This is a genomic window from Streptomyces sp. NPDC019890 (assembly GCF_044903445.1).
GTDB lineage: Bacteria > Actinomycetota > Actinomycetes > Streptomycetales > Streptomycetaceae > Streptomyces.
On record NZ_JBJDQK010000011.1, the window covers coordinates 104103 to 126302 of the forward strand.

19 protein-coding genes are annotated in these 22200 nt (G+C 70.8%); 6 read left to right on the forward strand and 13 right to left on the reverse strand.

The annotated features are described in order from the left end of the window. Positions 1–33 precede the first annotated feature (33 nt). From ACI2LP_RS26995 to ACI2LP_RS27010, 4 genes are read right to left on the reverse strand one after another with little or no spacing between them, the layout of a single operon-like run. Positions 34–1389 carry a GH1 family beta-glucosidase gene (locus ACI2LP_RS26995; protein WP_404727107.1) on the reverse strand — a complete coding sequence of 452 codons (1356 nt, stop codon included), beginning with the start codon at positions 1387–1389 and terminating at the stop codon, positions 34–36. A 40-nt stretch (positions 1390–1429) separates the two neighbouring features. Continuing rightward, positions 1430–2293 carry a carbohydrate ABC transporter permease gene (locus tag ACI2LP_RS27000; RefSeq protein ID WP_404727108.1) on the reverse strand — a complete coding sequence of 288 codons (864 nt, stop codon included), beginning with the start codon at positions 2291–2293 and terminating at the stop codon, positions 1430–1432. Beyond that, complete coding sequence (locus ACI2LP_RS27005; protein WP_404727109.1) at positions 2286–3293, reverse strand: carbohydrate ABC transporter permease; 1008 nt, start codon at positions 3291–3293, stop codon at positions 2286–2288. Before ACI2LP_RS27005 ends, ACI2LP_RS27000 begins: the two co-directional genes overlap by 8 nt. A 10-nt stretch (positions 3294–3303) precedes the next feature. After that, positions 3304–4617 carry an ABC transporter substrate-binding protein gene (locus ACI2LP_RS27010; RefSeq protein ID WP_404727110.1) on the reverse strand — a complete coding sequence of 438 codons (1314 nt, stop codon included), beginning with the start codon at positions 4615–4617 and terminating at the stop codon, positions 3304–3306. Between the two features lie 142 nt (positions 4618–4759). Here ACI2LP_RS27010 and ACI2LP_RS27015 point away from each other — a divergent pair, with 142 nt between their 5' ends. Next, positions 4760–6028 (forward strand): ROK family protein, encoded by a 1269-nt coding sequence (locus tag ACI2LP_RS27015; protein WP_404727111.1) that lies wholly within the window; start codon positions 4760–4762, stop codon positions 6026–6028. A gap of 91 nt (positions 6029–6119) precedes the next feature. Further along, complete coding sequence (locus ACI2LP_RS27020; RefSeq protein ID WP_404727112.1) at positions 6120–7412, forward strand: transglycosylase family protein; 1293 nt, start codon at positions 6120–6122, stop codon at positions 7410–7412. Here the strand turns inward: ACI2LP_RS27020 and ACI2LP_RS27025 are convergent. Beyond that, positions 7293–8387: a DMT family transporter gene (locus ACI2LP_RS27025; protein WP_404727113.1), complete on the reverse strand. Its 1095-nt coding sequence runs from the start codon at positions 8385–8387 to the stop codon at positions 7293–7295. The two genes, ACI2LP_RS27020 and ACI2LP_RS27025, sit on opposite strands and share 120 nt — an antisense overlap. Before the next feature lie 200 nt (positions 8388–8587). Between ACI2LP_RS27025 and ACI2LP_RS27030 the strand changes: the two genes are divergently transcribed. From ACI2LP_RS27030 to ACI2LP_RS27045, 4 genes are all read left to right on the forward strand, one after another. Next, positions 8588–9277 carry a (2Fe-2S)-binding protein gene (locus ACI2LP_RS27030; protein WP_404727250.1) on the forward strand — a complete coding sequence of 230 codons (690 nt, stop codon included), beginning with the start codon at positions 8588–8590 and terminating at the stop codon, positions 9275–9277. 199 nt (positions 9278–9476) lie between these two features. Further along, on the forward strand, positions 9477–10640 hold the full coding sequence (gene glgA / locus ACI2LP_RS27035; protein ID WP_404727114.1) for a glycogen synthase: 1164 nt from the start codon (positions 9477–9479) through the stop codon (positions 10638–10640). Between the two features lie 28 nt (positions 10641–10668). Then, positions 10669–11886 carry a glucose-1-phosphate adenylyltransferase gene (locus ACI2LP_RS27040; protein WP_404727115.1) on the forward strand — a complete coding sequence of 406 codons (1218 nt, stop codon included), beginning with the start codon at positions 10669–10671 and terminating at the stop codon, positions 11884–11886. A gap of 179 nt (positions 11887–12065) precedes the next feature. Next, positions 12066–12482 (forward strand): ATP-binding protein, encoded by a 417-nt coding sequence (locus ACI2LP_RS27045; protein WP_404727116.1) that lies wholly within the window; start codon positions 12066–12068, stop codon positions 12480–12482. 70 nt (positions 12483–12552) lie between these two features. Here ACI2LP_RS27045 and ACI2LP_RS27050 read toward each other — a convergent pair whose 3' ends face one another. The 8 genes from ACI2LP_RS27050 to ACI2LP_RS27085 form a co-directional block, all read right to left on the reverse strand. Further along, positions 12553–13311 carry an endo alpha-1,4 polygalactosaminidase gene (locus tag ACI2LP_RS27050; protein ID WP_404727251.1) on the reverse strand — a complete coding sequence of 253 codons (759 nt, stop codon included), beginning with the start codon at positions 13309–13311 and terminating at the stop codon, positions 12553–12555. Between the two features lie 50 nt (positions 13312–13361). Further along, positions 13362–14021 (reverse strand): spherulation-specific family 4 protein, encoded by a 660-nt coding sequence (locus tag ACI2LP_RS27055; RefSeq protein WP_404727117.1) that lies wholly within the window; start codon positions 14019–14021, stop codon positions 13362–13364. Between the two features lie 196 nt (positions 14022–14217). Next, positions 14218–15117: an NAD-dependent epimerase/dehydratase family protein gene (locus ACI2LP_RS27060; protein ID WP_404727118.1), complete on the reverse strand. Its 900-nt coding sequence runs from the start codon at positions 15115–15117 to the stop codon at positions 14218–14220. An 8-nt stretch (positions 15118–15125) separates the two neighbouring features. After that, positions 15126–15839, reverse strand: a complete 714-nt coding sequence (locus ACI2LP_RS27065) for an NDP-sugar synthase (protein WP_404727119.1) — start codon at positions 15837–15839, stop codon at positions 15126–15128. 69 nt (positions 15840–15908) lie between these two features. Further along, positions 15909–16910: an SDR family NAD(P)-dependent oxidoreductase gene (locus ACI2LP_RS27070; protein WP_404727120.1), complete on the reverse strand. Its 1002-nt coding sequence runs from the start codon at positions 16908–16910 to the stop codon at positions 15909–15911. An 89-nt stretch (positions 16911–16999) separates the two neighbouring features. After that, positions 17000–18361, reverse strand: a complete 1362-nt coding sequence (locus ACI2LP_RS27075) for a hypothetical protein (RefSeq protein WP_404727121.1) — start codon at positions 18359–18361, stop codon at positions 17000–17002. After that, positions 18358–19845, reverse strand: a complete 1488-nt coding sequence (gene pelF, locus ACI2LP_RS27080; RefSeq protein ID WP_404727122.1) for a GT4 family glycosyltransferase PelF — start codon at positions 19843–19845, stop codon at positions 18358–18360. The genes ACI2LP_RS27075 and pelF overlap by 4 nt, the downstream gene beginning before the upstream one ends. Positions 19846–19968: 123 nt before the next feature. Then, positions 19969–22110, reverse strand: coding sequence for a hypothetical protein (locus ACI2LP_RS27085; protein WP_404727123.1), 2142 nt, complete (start codon positions 22108–22110; stop codon positions 19969–19971). Between the last annotated feature and the right edge of the window lie 90 nt (positions 22111–22200).

Consider the following 22200-nt stretch of genomic DNA (forward strand, 5'->3'; position numbering starts at 1 on the left):
TGAGCCGGGGGCTACGAGTACGTCAACGCGCGATCACGCCGCCCTGCGTGCCGTCCGCGTCGCCGCGCGGATGATGTCCGCGTACCGGTGTCCGCTCCCCTTGATCGTGCGCCGCTGCGTCGGATAGTCGACATGCACCAGGCCGAACCGCTTGTCGTAGCCGTAAGCCCACTCGAAGTTGTCCATCAGCGACCACGCGAAGTACCCGGCGACCGGTGCGCCCCGGCGCGCCGCGCGGCCGCATGCCGCCAGATGCTCCTCCAGGTACCGCACCCGTTCCGGGTCGTCGATCGTCCCGTCGGCCCGTACGACGTCCGGATAGGCCGAGCCGTTCTCCGTGACCAGGATGCGCTGCGCGCCGTACTCCTCGGTCAGCCGCAGCAGCAGTTGCTCCAGGCCGTCCGCGTGGACCTCCCAGTCCATGGCGGTGTGGCGCGCGCCCGGCAGACAGATCTGCTTGGCGTACGGCACGGATCCGGTCGGGTCGGCGGTGACGATCTGGCGGAAGTAGTAGTTCAGCCCCAGCCAGTCCAGCGGTGCCGCGATCGTCTCCAAGTCGCCCGCGTGCTCGGGCAGTTCGACGCCGTACAGATCGACCATGTCCTGCGGATAGCCGCGGCCGTGGACGGGGTCCAGCCACCAGCGGTTGGTGTGGCCGTCGGCGCGGACCGCGGCCGCGCGGTCCTCCTCGCGTTCGGTCGCCGGCTCGATCGGGCTGAGGTTGTTGACAATGCCGACGCGGGCGTCGGACGAGGACGCGCGGATCGCCTGCACAGCCAGACCGTGACCCAGGTGCAGATGGTACGAGGCGTGCACCGCGGCCCGCAGATCGGTGAGCCCCGGAGCCATCCGGCCCTCGAGATGGCCGATCCACGCCGAGCACAGCGGCTCGTTGAGGGTCGCCCAGTCCTTGACCCGGTCGCCGAGGCGCTCGGTGACGGCGGCGGCGTACGAGGCGAAGTGCTCGGCCGTGTCCCGCGAGGGCCAGCCGCCCCGGTCCTGCAGGATCTGCGGCAGGTCCCAGTGGTAGAGCGTCGCAAACGGTGCGATGCCCGCATCCAGCAGGCCGTCCACCAGCCGGTCGTAGAAGTCGAGTCCCGCCCTGTTCACCGGCCCGTCGCCGCCGGGCACGACGCGCGGCCAGGCGATCGAGAACCGGTAGGCCCCGACGCCGAGTTGCTTCATCAGCGAGATGTCCTCGGGCCAGCGGTGGTAGTGGTCGCACGCCACATCGCCGGTGTCGCCGCCCGCGACGGCGCCGGGAGTGTGGGAGTAGGTGTCCCAGATCGACGGGCTGCGGCCGTCCTCGGCCACGGCTCCCTCGATCTGGTACGCGGCGGTGGCGACGCCCCAAGTGAAGTCGGCCGGGAGGGCGTTGAGGTCGTTCACGGACTGCCTTTCTGCAGGGGTGCGGGGGCGATGGGGCGGTTCACTTGACGGCGCCCGCGGTGAGGCCGGCGACGAGATAGCGCTGGAGAAGCAGGAACCCGGCGACGACGGGCACGCTGACGACGAGCGAGGCGGCCATGACCTGGTTCCAGTAGGTGTCGTTCTGGGTGGCGTAGCCCTGGAGCCCGACGGAGAGTGTGCGGGTGGTGTCGTTCGTCATGACGGAGGCGAACAGCACTTCTCCCCAGGCGGTCATGAACGCGTAGACGGCCACGGCGACGATGCCCGGCACGGCCGCCGGTACCACGACCCGTACGAGCGCGCCGAGCGCCCCGCAGCCGTCGACCATCGCCGCCTCGTCGAGATCCCGGGGGATGGAGTCGAAATAGCCGATCAGCATCCAGATGGAGAACGGGAGCGAGAACGTCAGATAGGTGAGGATCAGTCCGCCGCGCGACCCGTACAGGGCGATGCCGGTGCTGTTGCCGATATTGACGAAGATCAGGAACAGCGGGAGCAGGAAGAGGATCCCGGGGAACATCTGCGTGGAGAGCACGGTGATCGTGAAGACCCGCTTCCCGCGGAACCGGTAGCGGCTCACCGCGTACGCGGCGAACACCGCGATCACCACCGACAGCACGGTCGCCGCCCCCGCCACGATCAGCGAGTTGAGGAAGTAGCGGGCGAGCGGCACGGTGTGCCAGATGTCGATGTACGGCCGGACCGTCAGCCCGGACGGAAACCACCGGAACTTCCCCGAGACGTCCTGCAGCGGCTTGAGCGAGCTGCTGAGCATCACATAGACGGGCAGCAGCGCGAACGCCGTCAGAAACGTCAGGACGATGCGGCGTGTCCAGACGAAGGACCGCGGCGGCGCGCTCGGCGAGAGGGCCTGCCTAGGCATCGGCGCTCCTCCTTCCCCGCGAGGTGAGCAGCAGATAGACGGCGGTGACGGACAGCAGGAAGAGCAGCAGCAGTACGGACATCGCGGAGCCCGAGCCGAAGTTCCAGGTGACGAACGACGACTGGTAGATATGGATCGAGATCAGGTCGGCGGCCTCCGGCGCGGCCCTGCCGAACAGCACATACGGCGTGTTGAAGTCGTTGAACGTCCACAGGAACAGCACGAGCACCAGCACCTGGTTGACCGGGCGCAGCGACGGCAGGGTGATCTTGCGGATCTGCTGCCAGATGCCCGCGCCGTCGATCGCCGCGGCTTCGTACAGCTCACGCGGGATGTTCTGGAGCCCCGCCGTCACGATCAGGAAGGCGAACGGCCAGGACTTCCACACCGCCACGACGACCAGCGCGATGAAGCTGTTGTCGCCGATCAGCCAGAAGGAGGGCTGGTCGGTGAGGCCGAGCTGGTCGTGCAGTACGTGGTTGATCATGCCGTTGTCGCGCTGGAACATGAATGCCCAGGTGATGACGGCCGCGTACACGGGCAGCGCGTACGGAGTGAGGAAGACGGCCCGCAGGAAGCCCCGGCCGCGGAAGCTGTCCTGCATCGTGATCGCCGCGGCGACGCCGAACAGCCAGGACAGACCGACGGCCAGGGCGGTGAAGGCGCAGGTGACGAGGAACGAATGGAGCAGCGCCTGGCCGATCGGGGCGTCGAAGTCGACGGCGACCTGGTAGTTGTCGAGCGCCGCCCACGGGGCCTCGCTCCAGTTGCGGATGTAGAACTGGGTGAGTCGGCGGAAGCTCATCACGACGCCCATGACCATCGGGATCAGATGGACGAGCAGTTCGAGCACGACGGCGGGCAGCAGCAGGAGATAGGGCAGGCCGCCGCGGCGGATCCGGGCCGGGATCCGCGGCAGTCTGCCGCGGACAACCCCCTTGCCCACGTTCTCGCCGCCGTCCGCCCGGTCCGTGCGGCCTTCGGCCATGGTGGCTGTCATCGGGCGCGCCTCACTGCTGCATCTGCTGCTGGGCCTTGGCCAGACGCGCCTTGACGGACTCGGTCGTCACCGGCCGTCCGGCGGCGGCTTCGGCCCACAGCTCCTTGACGGCGGTGCCGACGGCCGTCTCGAACTGCGACTCGGTGGGCACCTGGGGCAGCGGCGCGGCGCTGGTGGCGAGCGTGTCGCGCAGCACCTTCAACTCGGGGGCGGCGAACGCCGGATCCTGCTGCGCGGCCTTGACCGGTGGGATCGATCCGTATGTCTTGTTGAGGAGTTTCTGCTCGGCGTCGCTCGTCATGAACTTCACGAACTTCTTGGCGCCGTCGATGTTCTTGGTGTTCTTGAAGACGGCCATATTGATGCCGGCAACCATGGAGTTGGTGTTCTTGCCGGTGCCGGGAGCGCCCGCCGGGACCGGTACCGGAGCGACGCCCCAGTCCGCGGGCTTCATGCCCTGGGCGGCGAAGGTCGATGCGGCGGCCTGCCACAGCACCATGGCCGTCCTGCCGCGCGCGAAGTCCTGGAGCGACTGGTTCTGGGCGTACTCGGCGTTGCCAGGCGCGACGATCTTGTCCTTGGCCATGAAGTCGACGTACTGCTTCACCGCGGCGACCGTGCCGTCGGAGGTGAAGGTGGGCTTGCCGGAGGAGTCGAAGAAGTCGGCGCCGTGCTGCTTTCCGAGTACGAAGACCTGATGGATGTTGTTCGCCAGGTTGCCGCCCTCGGCCCCCAGCGCCCACTTCCCGTTCCCGGAGAGCTTCTTGCCGTCCGTGACGAGCTGGTCCCAGGTGGCGGGCGGCTGTGAGATGCCCGCCTCGGCGAACATCTTCTTGTTGTAGTAGAGCGCGTACGCGAGCGAGTACAGCGGGACGGCCGCGGGGTCCTTGCCCTCGGCCCCGGCCGATGCGACCGCGGAGGAGACGAAGCGGTCCCGGCCGCCGATGGCATCGAAGTTCTTCTGGTCCCAGGGCAGCAGCGCTCCACTCGCCTGGAGGGAGGCGGACCAGGTGTTGCCTATGTTGAGGACGTCGGGGCCCTGTCCGGAGGTGGTGGCGGCCAGGATCCGGTTGAGCAGATCGGACCAGGGGATCACCTCGAGTTTGACCTTGATGCCCGTCTGCTCCTCGAACTTCTTCAGCTCGGGGGTGAGGATCTTCTTGTCGGCCTCGATGCTGGGGCCCTGGTTGGAGGCCCAGTAGGTGAGCGTCCTGGGCGATTCATTGCTGCCACCTCCGTCGGTGGCGGTGCCTCCTCCACATCCGGTGGTGGCGGCGAGCGCGGTGACGACGGCGACGGCTGCTGCGGCTCTGACTGTGCGCATGAGAGGTGGCCCCTTTCCGGGGATGGCTGCGTTCGGTTCCCGAACGGCCTCCATGACTTAATTTAGATCGTGATTTAAGAGGTGAGAGAAGGTCGCGTCAAGGTCCCCGACCGGGGTATGTTGCGTCGAGGGAAGGAGCACCATGGCGGAGCGCAACAGACGGACAGTGCGTGACCTGCGACGAGGCAACCGTGCTCGGGTGCTGCAACGGTTGTATTTCGAAGGCCCGTTGAGCCGTCAGGAGCTCGGCCCGGCCACCGGGCTGAGTTCAGGGTCCATCAGCAATGTCGTCTCCGAACTGGTGGCCGAAGGGGTGCTCGAGGAAGCCGGGGTGGTCGACTCGGACGGCGGCCGGCCGCGCACCCTGCTGCGCGTCGCGCCCGGCAGCGGCCTGCTGATCGGCATCGACATCGGCGAGACGCGCGTACGCGTCGAGCTCTTTGATCTGTCGCTCACCGAACTCGCCCGCACCGAACGGCTGCTGGCCCAGCACGGCTACGACGTGGAGCGCGTCGTCTCCCATGTCCGCACCGGCGTCGCCGACGTCCTGCGGGAGGCGGACGCCGACCCGGCGCGACTGCTCGGCGTCGGGATCGGAGTCCCCGGCATCATCGAGCGGGGCTCCGACGACGGCACCGTCGGCGCGATCGTGCACGGCCAGACGATCGGCTGGAGCGCCGTCCCCTTCGAGAAGCTGCTCCGCGAATCCGTCGAACTGCCTCGGGACGTACCACTGTTCATCGACAACGGTGCGAAGACCCTGGGCCAGGCCGAGATGTGGTTCGGTGGCGGCCGCGGCGCCCGCGAGGCCGCCGTCGCCCTGATCGGCTCGGGTGTCGGCGCCTGCGTCGTACACGCCGCCACCCCCGACGAGAACGCCCGCAGCAGCGCCCTGGAGTGGGGACATACGACGGTACGGATCCGGGGGCGGCGCTGCCGCTGCGGCTCCCTCGGCTGCCTGGAGGCGTACGCGGGCGCGGAGGCCCTGCGCGAGCGCTGGCGGGAGGCAGGAGGGCCGCTCCCTGCCGATGCGGACGACGAAACCGCGCTGGCCGCCCTGCTGGCCGCGGCCTTCCCGGGTCCGGACGGCCCCGAACCCGACCCGGTGGCGCTCTCCCTCCTCGACGACACCGCGGAGTATCTGGGCGCGGCAGTCGCCGATCTGATCAACCTGTTCCGTCCCGAACGCATCCTCATCGGCGGCTGGGCCGGACTGCTCATCGGGCCCCATCTGCTCTCCGTAGTGCGCCGCTACGCGGGGGAGTACGCACTGCGGTACGCCGCCGACCGCACCGCCATCGAGCTGGGACGGCTCGGGCCGGACGCGGTCACCGTCGGCGCCGCCACGCTACCGCTGGCCGACTTCCTCGCCCGCGGCGGCAGCCGCCCTGCGCCCCTGCGCCGTTCCTGAACCCTTGTCATGGCCTGTGTCAAGCCCCTAAGTTGACCGCTTGCGACGTGAACTGCATGCGTGACCAACATGTCAGTGGGGGAGTCTCACCATGGGCGCAACCGGGCGGCACCGCCGTTACCAGCCGAGCCGTATCAACCGGGCATCTCTGACGGTCACCGCGGGCGGCGCGGGCATGGCCCTGCCGCTCATCGGCGCGGGCACGACGCATGCGGCCTCCGTGGACGTCTGGGAGAAGGTCGCCGCCTGCGAGTCGACCAACAACTGGAAGATCAACACCGGCAACGGCTACTACGGCGGGCTTCAGTTCAGCCAGTCCACCTGGGAGGCGTACGGCGGCAGGCAGTACGCCCCCCGTGCCGATCTGGCCAGCAGGGACCAGCAGATAGCCATCGCCGAGAAGGTCCTCAAGGGGCAGGGGCCGAGGGCCTGGCCACTGTGCTCGGCCCGCGCGGGGCTCACCCGCGGCGGGGACGCTCCCGAGATCGCGCCCGCCCGGCGATCAGCGCCGGAGAGCAAGCCGAAGCCCACACCCCGCAAGGCGACGCCGACCACCGTGCCGACGCACCGCGAGGGCTACACCGTGGCCCGCGGTGACTCACTCTCCAAGATCGCGGATTCCGAGCAGGTCAGGGGCGGCTGGCAGCAGCTGTACGCGCAGAACCGCGCGGTCGTCGGCAGCGACCCGGACCTGATCCACCCGGGCCAGCGGCTGATCCTGCGCATCGAGGCCCCGGCCAGGCAGAAGCCGGAGGCCGAGCCACGGCCCGCGACCCAGCCGAAGCCGCACCAGACCCCGAAGCACCAGATCCCGAAGCACCAGATCCCGAAGCACCAGCCTCCGAAGCACCAGCCTCCGAGGCACCAGCCTCCCAAGCACGAGCCTCCGAGGCACCAGGCCCCGAAGCACCAGCCTCCGAAACAGCAGACGCCCACGAAGCCCGCCAAGCAGGTGCACGCCACCAAGCCCTCGCACAGGACCGGACTCAGCGCCCCCGTCGAGGCGAGCACCGGCACCCCCTACGGCAAGGCCGGTTCCTCCTGGGCCAGCGGCTACCACACCGGCGTCGACTTCCCGGTCCCCACCGGCACTTCGGTGAAGGCCGTCGCCGCCGGCCGCGTCGTCTCGGCCGGCTGGGCCGGTGCGTACGGCTATCAGGTCGTCATCCGCCACGCGGACGGCAAATACAGCCAGTACGCACATCTGTCGGCGCTCACCGTGCGCGCCGGGCAGCAGGTCAGCAGCGGTCAGCGGATCGCCCGCTCAGGATCGACCGGAAACAGCTCGGGACCGCATCTCCATTTCGAGGTCCGCACCGGCCCCGGATACGGGACCGACATCGATCCCGTCGCCTACCTCAGGTCGGGTGGCGTCTCGCTCTGAGACACGCGCCTGCGGGTCGGCATGGCGCCCTTCCGATTCCGGGTGTCCCGCTCGGGCTTCCCCGGGTTCCGCAGAATGCACCGGCCGCTGCGAGGGGCGCATGTGCGCCTGTGCCTCGGCATGCAGCTGCGCCTGTGCCGCCGCACGCGCCGCGGCCAGCCGCTCCGTCGTCAGCAGGATCAGCCCGCCCGCCGCCAGGGCGCCGAAGCCCAGCGCGAACACGGTGCCGGTCAGCCCGTAGCGGAAGGACTCACCGAACATCGTGATGCCGACCGCGGCCGCCACCACCGGGTTGACGACCGTAACGGTGGCCAGCGGGGCCGCCAGGCCCGCGCCGCGGTACGAGGCCTGCGAGAGCAGCAGACCGCCGCATGCCAGCACCGCGATCACCAGCAGGCTCGGCCACTGGGCCGCCGGCGCGGACCACGACCAGTCCACCGCGACGGTCTTGGTGAACACCGAGGCGATGCCGAAGGCCACTCCCGCCGACGCGGCCAGCAGCACACTGCGGATGATCGGCCGGTGCACGGTCTGGGCGACCAGGAAGAGCAGCGCCACACCGCCGAAGGTCGCGCCTGCCAGCATCGCGCGCTGTCCGCCGTCCAGCGAGTGGGAAGCGGCCGTGCCGGTCAGCGCGAGCAGCCCCGCGAGCCCGACCGTCGCCATGAGAGCGCCGCGCCAGGCGGCCGCGCCCGCCCGGCGCCGTACGAACAGCGCGGCCATGGGCAGGGCGAAGACGATGGTCAGCGCGCCGAGCGGCTGGACCAGGCTCAGCGGCCCGTACGCGAGAGCCAGCACATGGAGCACCGCGCCGAGGCCGTTGAGCGCGACGGCGACCCACCACGCGGCGTGATGCAGCGGGGCATAGGGGCGGGCCGAGGTGGAGGCAGCGACATGCTCTTGCATGATTGCCCCGGCCGCATATGCGACCGCGGAGACCAGTGACAGCACCACGGCCGGCGCGAGGGAACTCATAGAGTCCACGATCTCCCTCTTCCGCGTCTACGTCGTCGTCCTTGAGCAGGCACTTGGACGTACTGCCGACGTAGTACGAGCGTAGGTCAAAAGTCCCCCTCACGGCGGGCGAGCAGATCGGGGTCGGGTGAGGGGCCCCGCCTGATCGATACGGTGACCTGGTGCGGACACGGGCGACGGCAGGGGACGGGAGCGCGGGCGTGGACCTGGACGAGGTGGCGTCCGTGGGCGGTTTCTTCGCCCTGCGGACGGGGGCGCCGGACCGCGGGCATACTCCGCTGGCGCAGCTGTACGCGGGCAACACGGCCTCGCTCACCGCCCGTGTCGACACGGTCGCCGCCCGGCTGCGTACCCCGGAACGACGGGTCGCCGCATCCATCGCGCACCTGGGGTTCACCGCCCGGCTCTGGTCGGTCGCACTCGGCAGCGCCGCGCTCCTCGGGCAGCTGCCCGACCTCGACCCGGCGCGGCTGCACTGGGACCCGTCGCGAAGCGCGCCCGACGACCTGTGCCTGGACGGCTCCCGCCCGCTGCCCGCCACCGCTGCCGCCATCCGCGAGACGGTGCAGTACGGCCATCTCGTGCCGCTGGCGGATGCGCTGATGAGCGACACCCGGATCTCGCCGCAGCTGCTGTGGGGCAACGCGGGCTCCGCACTGGCCGGAGCGGTGCGCGAGCTGCACGGCTGGGCCCGGCGCGCCGGCCGGCCGGAGGTGGCGGGGCGGGCCACGGCACTCGCTGCCGAGCTCTTCGCACACCCCGATCTGTCCGGCACGGTGCAGGGCCCGGCGATGCGGCGGCGCAGCTGCTGTCTCTACTACCGCTGCCCGGGCGGCGGGCTCTGCGGCGACTGCGTCTTCGACCGTCCGCCGCCGCGGTCGGCCGAGTGATCCTGACCGCGGTCCTGCCGCAGTGGTCCGTCGAGTGATCCTGACCGCGGTCTTCCCCGCACGCCTCATCTGAGTGACCATCATGAGGTGCTGTCGTCGTCCCGGGGCACCCGCCGGACAGCGGCTTCGCCGCGGCCGGACCCCCGGCCGACACCAGGCCATCGGCGCTGAACCGACCGTTCCGGTGAGGGGAGTCTCAGTGAAGGTGGGACTGCTCACGCGCGAGTATCCGCCCGACGTCTACGGCGGCGCCGGGGTCCATGTCGAGTTCCTCGCCCGGGAGTTACGCGCTCTCACCGATCTCGAGGTCCACTGCTGGGGCGAGGGCGCGGCCGAGGGCGTACTGCGCCACCAGGCCCTGGCCGGACTCGAGCACGCCAACGACGCGCTGCGCACCTTCTCCGTGGACCTGGCGATGGCCGCCGAACTGCAGGGCCGCGAACTGGTTCACTCCCACACCTGGTACGCCAATCTCGCCGGCCATCTCGCGGGGCTCCTCCACGGCGTTCCGCATGTGATGACCGCCCACTCCCTGGAGCCGCTGCGCCCCTGGAAGGCCGAGCAGCTCGGCGGCGGCTACGCCCTCTCCTGCTGGGCCGAGCGCACGGCCATCGAGGCCGCGGATGCCGTGATCGCGGTCTCCCACGGCATGCGCGCCGACATCCTCGACTGCTATCCGGCACTCGACCCCGCCCGGGTGCGTGTCATCCACAACGGCATCGACACGAGCCTGTACCGCCCCGACCACGACACGGGCGCACTGGAGCGGATCGGCATCGATCCGTACCGCCCCTTCGCCCTCTTCGTCGGCCGCATCACCCGCCAGAAGGGCGTCCCGCATCTGCTGCGCGCGGCGCGCTCCTTCGACCCGGACATCCAGCTGGTGCTCTGCGCGGGCGCCCCGGACACCCCGGAGACAGGCCGCGAATTCCGTGAGCTCTTCGAGGAGCTGGACCGGGTGCGGGACGGAGTGCACTGGATACCCGAGATGCTGCCGCGCCCCCAGGTCGTCCAACTGCTCAGCCACGCCGCGGTGTTCGTCTGCCCCTCGGTCTACGAGCCGCTGGGCATCGTCAATCTGGAGGCCATGGCCTGCGGCACGGCCGTCGTCGCATCCGCGGTCGGCGGCATCCCCGAGGTCGTGGACGACGGACGCACGGGACTCCTCGTGCCGTACGACGCCCGTCATCCGGAGGACTTCGAGCAGGGCATCACCGAGTCGGTGAACCGGGTCGTCGACGATGCCACCGAGGCCGCCAGGATGGGCGCCGCCGGACGCGAGCGGGCAGTGCGTGAGTTCGGCTGGGACCAGGTGGCCCGCCGGACGTACGAGGTGTACGAGGAGTTGCTCGAGCAGGGATGACAGGCAGGGCAGGCAGAGAGGGGCGGCGATGCGCGGTGGACCTTCGGTGCTCGGGATCGTACTGGCCGGCGGGGAGGGCAAGCGGCTGATGCCGCTCACTGCCGACCGGGCCAAACCGGCGGTGACATTCGGTGGCATGTACCGGCTCGTCGACTTCGTGCTCTCCAGCCTGGTCAACGGTGACATTCTGCGGATCTGTGTGCTGACGCAGTACAAGTCGCACTCCCTGGACCGCCATGTGACCACCACCTGGCGGATGTCGAGCCTCCTCGGCAACTACGTCACACCCGTCCCCGCCCAGCAGCGGCTCGGCCGCCGCTGGTATCTCGGCAGTGCCGACGCGATCCTGCAGTCCCTCAACCTCGTCCACGACGAACAGCCCGACTACATCGCGGTGTTCGGCGCGGACCATGTCTACCGGATGGATCCCCGGCAGATGCTGAAGCGGCACATCGACAGCGGCGCGGGCGTCACGGTGGCCGGGATCAAGGTGCCGCGATCCGAGGCGTCCTCGTTCGGGATCATCACCCCGGCCTCCGACGGCGCCCGGGTGGAGCAGTTCCTGGAGAAGCCCGCCGACCCTCCCGGGCTGCCGGGCGATCCCGGCCGGGTCTTCGCCTCCATGGGCAACTACCTCTTCACTACCAAGGTCCTCATCGACGCCCTGCACCGGGACGCGGAGGACGAGCGGTCGGTGCATGACATGGGCGGCTCGATCCTGCCGATGCTCACCGACAGGGGTGTGGCGCAGCTCTACGACTTCGATGACAACCATGTGCCCGGCGAAAGCACGCGTGAACACGGCTACTGGCGCGATGTGGGCACGCTCGACACGTACTACGAAGCCCATATGGATCTGATCCCCGACCGGCCCGTCTTCGACCTCGACAATCGCAGCTGGCCCCTCTACACCCACTCCGGGCAGCTGCCGCCGGCCCGCTGCATCGGCGCGGGCATCGCGAGTGAGTCGATCGTCAGCCCCGGCTGCATCGTCCGCGGCCAGGTCACCCGGTCCGTCCTCTCGCCGGGCGTGATTGTCGCCGAGGGCGCGGTGGTGCAGGGCTCGGTCCTGCACGACAACGTGCGCATAGGACGTGGCGCGGTGGTGCGCGGCTCAATTCTCGACAAGAACGTGGACGTCCCGCCGGGCGCGACCATCGGCGTCAATCCCGGGCGTGACCAGGAGCTCTACACCGTCTCCAAGAACGGGGTCATTGCGCTGGGCAAGGGGCAGCCGGTGCTGTGAGGTCGCCCGCCCGAACAAAGAGTGCGGCGAACGGCTGATTGCCGATCACGCGGGGAGGGCACTATCAGGGGAGAGGGGCCTGTCGTTGTTCTTCGACCGCAGACGGCCCGCCCCGTTCGGTGCTTCTGGCCGAATACGGCCGTCGATGAATGCCTATGCAGGAACGGGGAGTGATGGGGATGCGTGCGCAGAGGCGCTCCCGCAGGCGCGCCGCATGCGCCACGTACCTATTGCCGCAGGCGGAGACATCCGCCCGCTGGGCGCGGCATCTGACGACGACCTTCCTGACCCGCGGCTGCGGCGAGAAGGTGTCGGGCGATCAGGTGGAGGACGTGGCCCTGGTCGTGTCCGAGCTGGTCACCAATGCCACTCGGCACGGCCACGGCAGCTGCCGGCTGCGGCTGTGCGTCGATCCCGGGCTGGTCACCGTCGAGGTGGAGGACGCCAGTCCGATACCACCACGGCTGTGTTCGCCACTGGAGACGGACGAGTGCGGGCGGGGCATCGTGATGGTGCGCGAGCTCTCCCAGCACTTCACCGTGCGGGGCGGACCGGGCGGCGGCAAGACGGTCCAGGCGGTACTCGCCGCCTCCTGAGCACCGACTCCTGAGCCCGCCTTTTGAGCACCGTCTCCTGAGCGCCGCCTCGGCTCAGCAGGGCTCGGGCTCAGCAGCTCTGCCGCCACACCCCCAGGTTGAGCTTCTTGCGCATGGAGCTGAGCCCCAGCCGACGGGTGCGCTCACAGAACGTGTCGACGGGCAGCGCGTACTCCACATGGAAGACCGCCTTACCGGCCTTCACAAAGGGTGTCAGCTGCGCGCAGTCGTCGTACTGCGCGCACTCCTCGTTCACGGCGAAGTCGAAGTCCTTTACCAGCTCGGGGACTTGGGGCAGATCGTTCTTGAGCCCCACCGACATGCCCCGGTCATGCGCGAGGCCCGCGATCATGCGGTTGTAGGCGAGCTGGTGGGCGGCGGTCAGCGGGAAGCCGGTCCTGTTGAGATAGGCGTCCAGCAGATCCGGCTCCACCGCGTCGAAGCCGCGCTCGCGGCAGAGGTCCATGCGCTTGGCCATCAGCGGGCGCAGGATGTCGAGCCGCCGGATGTCCAGCCAGCGCTCTCCCTCCCAGCCGTTGGCCCTGCCCCGTACGGAGGCGGGAAACTCCCCGTGGTCGGGGCGGAAGGACTCCCAGGCGCCCGCGTTGACATAGCAGATGACCTTGCGGCCGTCCCGGTGGAGCCTGCGCACGGTGGCCGCGTCGTTCTCGAAGCCGTCGATGTCGTACACGGGCACGTCGACGCCGACGTCGACCCGTCCGTCCAGCTGCCACTGCCAGGCGGTGCCCGGCCGCGGCTGCCAGCGCCGGGGGCGCGGGGACGGGTCCGGCGACGGCGCTGAGCAGGCGGCGAGCGCCGCCAGCGCCATGGTGACGGCGAGCAGGCCGAGCCACCGTCGCCCGGCGGCCTGGTGACGTTTCATGGTGCCTTCCGAAGGGCGGGCGGCAACGCCGACCAGGGGTTGGGGCCATGGCCGGGTACGGCGCAGTGCACCGCGGCGCCGCGCAGTTCCGCGGTACGGGCCGCGAGTCGGCAGAGGCGGGCGGGAACGCCGTGCACCAGATGGCAGAACCGGGTCGGCGGGTGGTCCCTGGTCCACGGTGGGGCGGCCGGGGCGGCGCAGTAGGCGTCCCAGTCGCCCTCGAAGGTGATCAGCAGATCGCCGAGCGCGGCGTATCCCGGGGCGGGATGGGCGCCCGGATTGAGCACGACGGTCCGTCCACCGCGGGCCCGGGCCGCCCTGGTGAGCCGCCGGTAGTGACGCAGCCCGGCCGCGTCCGGGGCGACCTGATCGAGGAAGTACCCGTCCGCGCCGTACCAGTCGCGATGCCGCTCGAAGTCCGCTGCGACCACCCGGGCGGGCCGTCGCCCGTAATCGGTGTCCGCATACCCGAGCACCCGCACGCCGGCCGCCCGCAACGCGCCGGCGGCGGCGACGAACGCGGGGTCGGGGGCGGTTCCGGGGCCGTCGTCGATATTGAGCACGACGCCGTAGAGGCGGGGGGCGGCAGCGACGAGGGCGTGCCAGGCGGCGGGGTCGACGGTGGGGTGGACGTACATGGGGACGAGGAGGGTCATGCGGAGCCTTCCCGAGCTGGGGCTCCGCCCCAGACCCTGCGCCTCAATCGCCGGCGGGGCTGGATTTCCGCCGGTCCGGTGGAAAACCGAGCCCGTCTGGCGATGGAGGACACGCCCGCGGGACGTACTGGGGGTCCCCCCACGCCCGCAGGGCGTAGGGGGCTGGTCTGGGGGCTTGCCCCTGGTTCGGATGCCGTCAACGGCTCGCCCCCGTCGGGGTCGACGACGCCCACAGGTCGTACAGCGAGTCGTCCAGCGTCCGCTTCGGGCGCCAGCCGAGCGCATCCGTCGCCGACGTGATGTCCGCGCACTGCCAGGAGACCGCCGACGAGCGCGCGGAGCCCGCGCCCGTCTCCTCCAGGCGGCCGCGGAAGCCGGACGTCCGGACAAGTCCGTGGGCCAGTTCGCGCACCGAAGTGGCCCGGCCGCTGCCGATGTTGAGCACCGGTGGCAGCGGGCGGTCGGCGGTCGCCGCCCGAACGGCCGCGTCCGCCACATCGCGCGCGTCGACGAAGTCACGGTGCGCCGAGAGATCGCCGACGCGCACGGCCTCGCCCGCGTCACCGGCCCGCCGCAGCTCCGCGGCGAGCCGGCCGGGCAGACCCGCGGCCGGTGCGCCCGGACCCACGGGGTTGAAGACCCGCAGCACAACGGCGTCCAGCCCCGAGGCTGTGACGGCGACCGTGCCGGCGAGCTTGGTGGCTCCGTACGGGCCGAGCGGCCTGGTCGCGGCCGACTCGGTGACGGGTTCGCCGGGCGGGGTCGGCCCGTACTCGGCGGCGGAGCCGAGATGGACGAGCCGGGCCTCTGGCGCCGCATCCCGCAGCGCCTCGCAGAGCGCGGCGGGGCCGCGCGCGTTGACGTCCGTCAGCTGCACCGCGCTGCCGGCCACCAGGCCCGCGCAGTTGACGACGACGGATGGCGCGGCCGCGCGCAGCGCGTCCGCGATGACGCCGGGACCGGCGGTGACATCGAGCGGCACATCGGCGTCCGCGGACCGGCCGCCGACGAGCAGCCGCACGCCCGGCAGGGCGCGCAGCTGCTCGGCGGTGTGCCCGCCCAGGAATCCGGTGGAGCCCAGGAGGAGGATGCGCACGGAACTCCTCACGCTCCCTTGAGGAGAAGGCCGCGGTGGGTGGTGAACTCGGCGTTCGCCCGGTCGTAGTCGTCGGGCCGGCCTATGTCGAGCCAGTACCCGTCGAACTCGTAGGTGTGCGGCCGGTTCTGCGACCGCAGCAGATCCAGCATCAGCTCGTCGAAGCCGAGCGGCAGCCCGGGCGTGTACCCGGCGAGCGTGTCCCGGCTGAGTCCGTACACGCCCATCGACACGCGGTAGTCCATGCTCGGCTTCTCGGCGAAACCGACGACCCGCCCGGACTCGGTGGTGAGCACCCCGAAGTCGATGGCGACCTTGCGGGCGTACGTGGCGACGGTGAGCGGCGCGCCGGAGGCGCTGTGCTGTCTGACGACGTCTCCGTAGTCGAGGTCGGTGAGGATGTCACCGTTCATGACGAGGAAGTTCTCGGGCAGCCGGTCCAGCATGGTGAGCAGCGGGCCCATCGTGCCGAGCGGGCTCTCCTCGGTGGAGTAGCCGACCCGCAGCCCCCACTGCGAGCCGTTGCCGACGTAGGCGCGGATGATGTGCCCGAGGTGGCCGATGGCGATGGTCGCGCTGGTGAAGCCGGCCGTGGCCAGCTGGCGCAGCACGATCTCCAGGATCGCGTGCTGGTCGCCGATCGGCACCAGCGGCTTGGGCAGTGCTGTGGTGTACGGGCGGAGCCGGACGCCCTTGCCTCCGGCCAGGATCACTGCGTGCATGAAGACTCCCCTGTCAGTGTCTTTGCGAGTGGCGCTCTCTGCCTGGCGCCCTGTCGGTGGCGTACGCGGTCAGATGTTGTAGATGCCGGTCTTGTAGCGGGCCAGGTTCACCGGGTCCCGGAAGAACCCGATGGTGCGTACGAGTCCCTGCTCCAGGTCGTGCTCGGGCTTCCAGCCGGTCGCCTCGCGCAGCCGGGTGGTGTCGGCCACGAGCCGCATCACCTCGGAGCCGGCCGGCCGGATACGCTCCTCGTCCTCGCGCACCTCGACGTCGGTGTCCATCAACTTGCCGATGAGCCTGGTCAGTTCACCGATCGAGATCTCGCCACCGGTGCCGGCGTTGAAGGTGCGACCGACAACGGCCTCGGCGGGCGCGGTGCCGACGGCGAGGAAGGCGCGGGCGGTGTCCTTCACGTAGAGGAAGTCGCGCGTGGGGCGCAGGTCCCCGAGGGTGATGACCCGCTCGCCCGCCGCGACCTGCCCGATCACGGTCGGGATCACGGCCCGCATCGACTGGCGCGGCCCGAAGGTGTTGAACGGGCGCAGCGTGACCACCGGTGTGCCGAAGCTGGCGTGGTAGCTGTCGGCCAACCGGTCGCCGCCCGCCTTTGAAGCGGCGTACGGGGACTGGGTGTTGATGGGGTGGTCCTCGCTGATCGGCACGGTCTGCGCGGTGCCGTACGTCTCGCTGGTCGAGGTGTGCACCAGACGCGGGATCCCCAGCTTGCGCACCACCTCGAGCACATTGAGGGTGCCGGTGACATTGGTGTCCACATAGCTGTGCGGGGCCTGGTAGGAGTACGGGATCGCGATCAGGGCGGCCAGGTGGTACACGGCTTCGGCTCCCTCGACGAGCTGATGCACCGAGCCGGCGTCGCGGACGTCTCCGAGAACGATCTCCACCTGGTCGAGGGTCTCGGCGGAGAGCGTCTCCAGCCATCCGTAGGAGGAGAAGGAGTTGTACTGGGCCATGGCGCGGACCCGGAAACCGGCGTCGACGAGCGCCTCGGTGAGATGCGATCCGATGAACCCCTCGGCACCGGTGATGGCGACAAGCCCGCTCGATGTCATGTCAGTTGCTCCTGTTGGTCGGTGGTGAGGTGGGTGGGTTCAGTGGTGCGGTGGATTCAGTGGTGCGTGGATTCAGCGGTGCGGTGGAATCAGCGGTGAGCGGTGGGCCGGCCGAGCAGCCGACAGGCCGCGGTGACCAGCACGGCTGCCGCCGCGGTACGACAGCTCAGTTGGGCCGGTCCAAGCGGGAGAGAAGCCAGTGAAGCCGCGGCCTCCGCGGCCGCGGCCGCGAGCGTGACGGCGGCCGGCAGCCAGGCCAGCGAGAACGCCTGCAGGAGCAGCGCGGTCCAGAGCACGGCCCCAAGACCCAGCAGGGGAGCGGGCCGGACCCCGGCGATCAACGAGCCGAGAGCGAGGACCGCCAGATACGCGCCCAGGCAGTACGCCAGAGCCCGCCCGGCACGCAGTACGAAGCCGCGGCCGCTGGTGCTCTCGCGCAGCGCTGCCAGGGCGAGCGAGCGGTAGCGGTAGAGCAGCCACTCGGCGAAGCCCATGCTGAGCGTGAGGACGACGACGGAGCGCGGCTCGTCGACCCCGGCAAGCGCCGCCAGCACGCCCGCGGCCAGGCCGAACAGCCCGTACGGAAGGGAGCGGAGCGGTTTGGGCGTGGTGCCCGCGGCCTCGGGTGCGGAGCGCACCGCGGCGTGTACGGCATGCCCGGCGGCGACGACCGCGAGAATCACCGTCGCCGACAGCAGCGCCGGTGCGAGCGCTGCGGGGAGCTGCCACAGTTGCACGGCCCCGGCCCCCGCGGTGACGGGCAACAAGGTGAGCAGCAGCGCCCGTTCGCGGCCGAGGACCAGCAGCACGCTCGCCGCGCCGAGATAGCAGGACTGCCCGGCCGCGAACGCCGCGCCCATGTCTGGCCCCGACACTGCAAGCCCGGTTGCCGCGGCCCCGAGCGCACCGGCCGGCGCGCCGATGCGCAGGGTCCGCCCGGCGGCGGCCTTCCCCTCGGCCGCCAGCCGCAGATAGGCGCGGTGGCTGAGCGCCTGGTTCCAGGCCCAGGCCGCAAGAGCGGAGGCAACCAGCCCGGACACGTCCGCGGTGCCGTGCCACAGCCCGGCGCCCAGCACATAGGCGAGACCCGGCAGGGCGAAGACCAGACCCCGCAGTGCACAGCGCAGATGGTCGGGCCGCCAGGGGTCGGGCGCGGGCGGCGGCTCCGGATAGTGGCGTGGCACCCGGGCGTGAAGATCCTCGGCGAGCGTGAACAGATCCGGACGCCCGTAGCGGGCGGTGATCTGATCACCTGTCAGGCCGTCCGACTCCAGCAGCGCCGCCACCTCGTACGGATGGACGGCGACCGCGACCTGCTCCACCAGACGCTCGGCGAGCTCGTCGATCGGGTCCTCTGCCCAGCTCGGCCGCGCACGGGTCCGCGTGCGCGGCCTGGGTATGACGGGAAGGCTGTCGCCGTCGCCCGACAGGAGGCGTAACGGGCCGCTCATGCGAGCACCCCCGCAGGCCACGCTGCGGGCGCCGACTCATGTGCGCGCAGGGCGAGTTCGAGGTAGATCGAGCGGAAGGTGTCGACGGTCTGGTGCAGCGTGAACTGCTCGATCACCCGAAGCCGCGCCGCCGCGCCCATCGCGGCCCGCCGCTGCGGATCGCCCAGCAGCTCCAGCGCCGCCCGGGCCATCGCTTCCGGCTCCCGGGGCGGCACCACAAGACCGCTGTCGCCGACGGCCTCGCGCACCCCGCCGACATCGGTGGAGACGGTGGCCCGCCCGCAGGACATCGCCTCTATCAGGGTGAACGGGAACCCCTCACTGATGCTGGACAGCATCACCACGTTCCCTGCCGCGTACGCGTCACGTATGTCCTCCACCCGCCCCTCGAAGACGACGGCGTCGCCGTGCCCGAGCTCCGCGGCGAGCGCTTCGCAGCGCTCCCGGTAGGCCTCGCCGCCGCGCGGTGTGCCGCCGAAGAGCCGCAGTCGGGCCACGGGTATCTCCTTGCGTACGAGCGCGAAAGCACGGATCAGCGTCTCCAGGTCCTTTATGGGGTCGACGCGGCCCGCCCAGCTGAGCGTGGGTGTCCCCGGTTCGGGACCCGCGGGCGGGAACGCCGTCGGGTCGACGCCGTTGTAGACCGTGCGGATGAGCTCCGGGTCCGCGCCGCCGCGCTCCTCCCACAGCCGGTTGTAGCGATTGCCGGGAGTGACCAGGGCGGCCACGCGGTACGTCTCCTCGGCGAGCAGTCGGAAGAAGCCCAGCAGCAGCGCCTTCACCGGCCAGCGGTAGGGCCCGGTGCGGTAGCCGAGGTAACGCTCGCGCAGATACACGCCGTGCTCGGTGAGCAGCAGCGGTACGCCGTGCAGCCGGCTGGCGACCAGACCGGGCAGTGCGGCGATTCCGCCGCTCACCGCGTGCGCGACTCCACGCTCGGGCGGCGCGGCCGTGAGCGGCCGCAGCGCATGCTCCAGCAGATCGGTGGCGGTGAGCGCATCGTGCAGGGTCGGCCGGGCCGCGTACACGGGCAGGCCCGGCCGGTTCCAGACGCCCACCAGTGTGTGCACCGCCCGGTCGGTGCGCAGCGCGGGCGCGAGCACGCCCTCGCGGGCCGCCCGTGCCAGTTCGTACAGCGCGGGAGAGAACGACTCCTCGGCCGCCGGGTCGACAAGTGCCGTCAGGAACTTTTCGTAGCTGGCCATCAGCTGCCGCATCCGGCGTCCGCGCGGAGCGGCCCCGGCCGGGTCCGGGCCCCACATCGGGACGCTGACGGGCTCGGCGACATGGGCCGGCAACTCCCAGGCCAGGGCTTCCCGGCCGGTGCCGGTCACCGCGATGACCTGGAAGTCGAAGTCGGGCATTCCGCCCACGAGTTGGTCGCACCACACGCTCACGCCGCCGTGGCTGTGCGGATAGGTGCCTTCGGTGAGGAGGGTGACCAGGGGCGCGCCGGATCGCGGCGCGCCTTTGGGCTCGGCCATGTGGAACTGCTCCCCCGGAGCGCGAGAAGGAAGAGCGCCTCACCCGCCGGACGAGCGGGGGCGCGTCGAACGCGCGGTCCCGGGGCGGGGACAGCGCCCCGGGACCGCGGTGGCCGATTTTCGTCAGCCGGTCACGCCGTACGGGACGTGCTTGCGCACGCCCGTCGGCAGCGGCAGCCGCGGAGCGGATGCCTGGACCGGCGCGGCCTTCACCGTGCGGGCCGCGGTGAGTGTCGCGTTGGGCAGGGTGAGCGTGACCCGGTTCTGCAGCAGCCCCGGCTCGGTCCACCCGGAGACCGCACCCGCGTAGGGGCTGCCGAACTGGGAGGTGCCGAGGAACTGGTTCTGCCGGGTGCCGGCCGGCATGGTGGCGGTCACGTGGACCCCGTTGGGTGCCTGCACGGTCACGGTGTCGCCGATGCGGTACGCGGTCACCTTGCCCGAGGCGACCGCGGCGTTCCAGGCGGCCCGGTCGCGCAGTTCGGCGCCGATCTCGCGCTGGCGCAGATTGACCAGTGGGGTGCTGTCCGCGTACAGCGCCGTGTAGTCGTCGAGGATGCGGTTCAGCACCGGATAGGCGATCCGGTCCTCGGCCAGGTTGGACTGGTGGATGAAGTGCGGCCGCGGGTCGTTGGCCATCACATGGCCGAGACCGATGCGGGCCTCCAGCGGCACCACGTAGGTCGCGTACCCGGTGTCGGTGTCCAGCGGCTCCGGCAGGCAGGTGGAGTTGGCGGCGGTCTCGCAGATACCGCTGCCGCCGTCGGATCTGCGGGTGTAGATCCAGTTGTACTCGTCGATCTGCTCGGAGGTGCGGCCCGCGTTGTAGAAGACGTTCATCGGGTAGCGGGGCACCGTGAGGGCCGGGCCAGCGTGGCGCTGCACGGGCTCGCGGGAATTGTCCGAGCCGAGCCAGGCGACGTGGTTGTCGGAGAGCGCGGGCCCGAGGTTCGGGTTGTCGTCGGGCTGCTGGGGGAGGATGCGCAGCCCGGAGTGCTCGCCGGTGACGAGTTCGTCGTTCTGCAGCGGGAGTCCGGCCCGCTGGCCCCAGGAGCGGTTGTCCCCGATCTGGGCGGAAATCTCGGCGCGGCTGACGTACTTGGTGGAGCCGTCGATGTTCTTGGCGCAGGTCCAGGGGACGACGCTGACGTCCTGGACACAGCCGAGGAAGGGGTGGTTGTAGGTGTGGTTGACCCACCGGTGGCGGTTCCGGTCCGCGGTCAGCTGCTGGGCGAGTGCGTCGGTGCCCCCGTTCTCCTCCTTGAACAGCTCGCTGCCACCGCCGTTGAAGACCATGTCGAAGGTGAAGCCCTTCGACGCGGACCACTGCGCGGCGTACTGCGCGTCCGCTGCCGTCATCCGGATCGGGTCGGGCGTGCCCTGGCCGGGCGGGCAGTCCACGTCACCCGGTGTGCAGTTGAGCACGGTGTCCCAGCGGTCGTCCGCGCCGAAGACGTCGTCGATGTGGACCGAGAAGTAGTTGCGGGCGGCGCCGATCTGGACGCCCTGGGTCATCCAGTTCACGATGCCGCGGGCGAGCAGCCGGAACTGCTGCTGATACTGGTTGTAGACGAAGGTGACGACGAGCTCGCGGCGGCCGTCGTGGCGGTACTCGCCGACGATGGAGCCGCGCTGCTGCGAGCCGGGCAGCGGCGCCTCCACAAAGCTGGTGAAGTCGGCGCCCGCGGCGGGCTGCGCGACATACGCGTAACTCTCGTCCACGTCGGGGGAGTTGTCCTCGAAGGGGACCGGCCCGTCGAGATAGCCGAAGGGCCCCGCCTTGCCGGCGGCCGTCACCTCCGCCCGCGCGCCGTCCAGCGAGCCGCTGTATCCGCCGTGGACCGGGTAGTTGAGGCCCACCTCGGGGCGGGCGTAGGTGTACGCGTCGACCTGCGGGATCGCGAAGCTCTTCTCGTACGAGGCGAGCGCGGCCATTTCCGCGGAGCCGGCCCCGAAGGGGTTGTCGTTGGGCAGCACCACGGCCTGGTACTTGGCGCGCGGGCGCCCGTCCACGGTGTCGGCGAGGAAGCCCGCGTCGATCACCGGGCGGCCGGCCTGATGGAGATCGAGCAGGGTGTACGGCGTTCCCGAGCCTTTGAGTTCGGCGGCGATGGCGGCCGTTGCCGGGCCCCCGTCGTCCACCAGCAGGACTTTCAGATCGACGCGTGGTGCCGGAGCCGCGGCGGCTCCCGCGGCCGGTGCGGCCAAGGCCAGCAACAGTGCGCTCGTAGTGGACAAGGCAGCCGTGTGGACGCTGCGCCTCATGTGTCTGTTCCTCCCCGGAAGGGCATGCCGGACCACAGTCCGGCATGCCCTTGCCCCCCAGCGGTGCTCGGCGCGTGCGATGACGCCCCG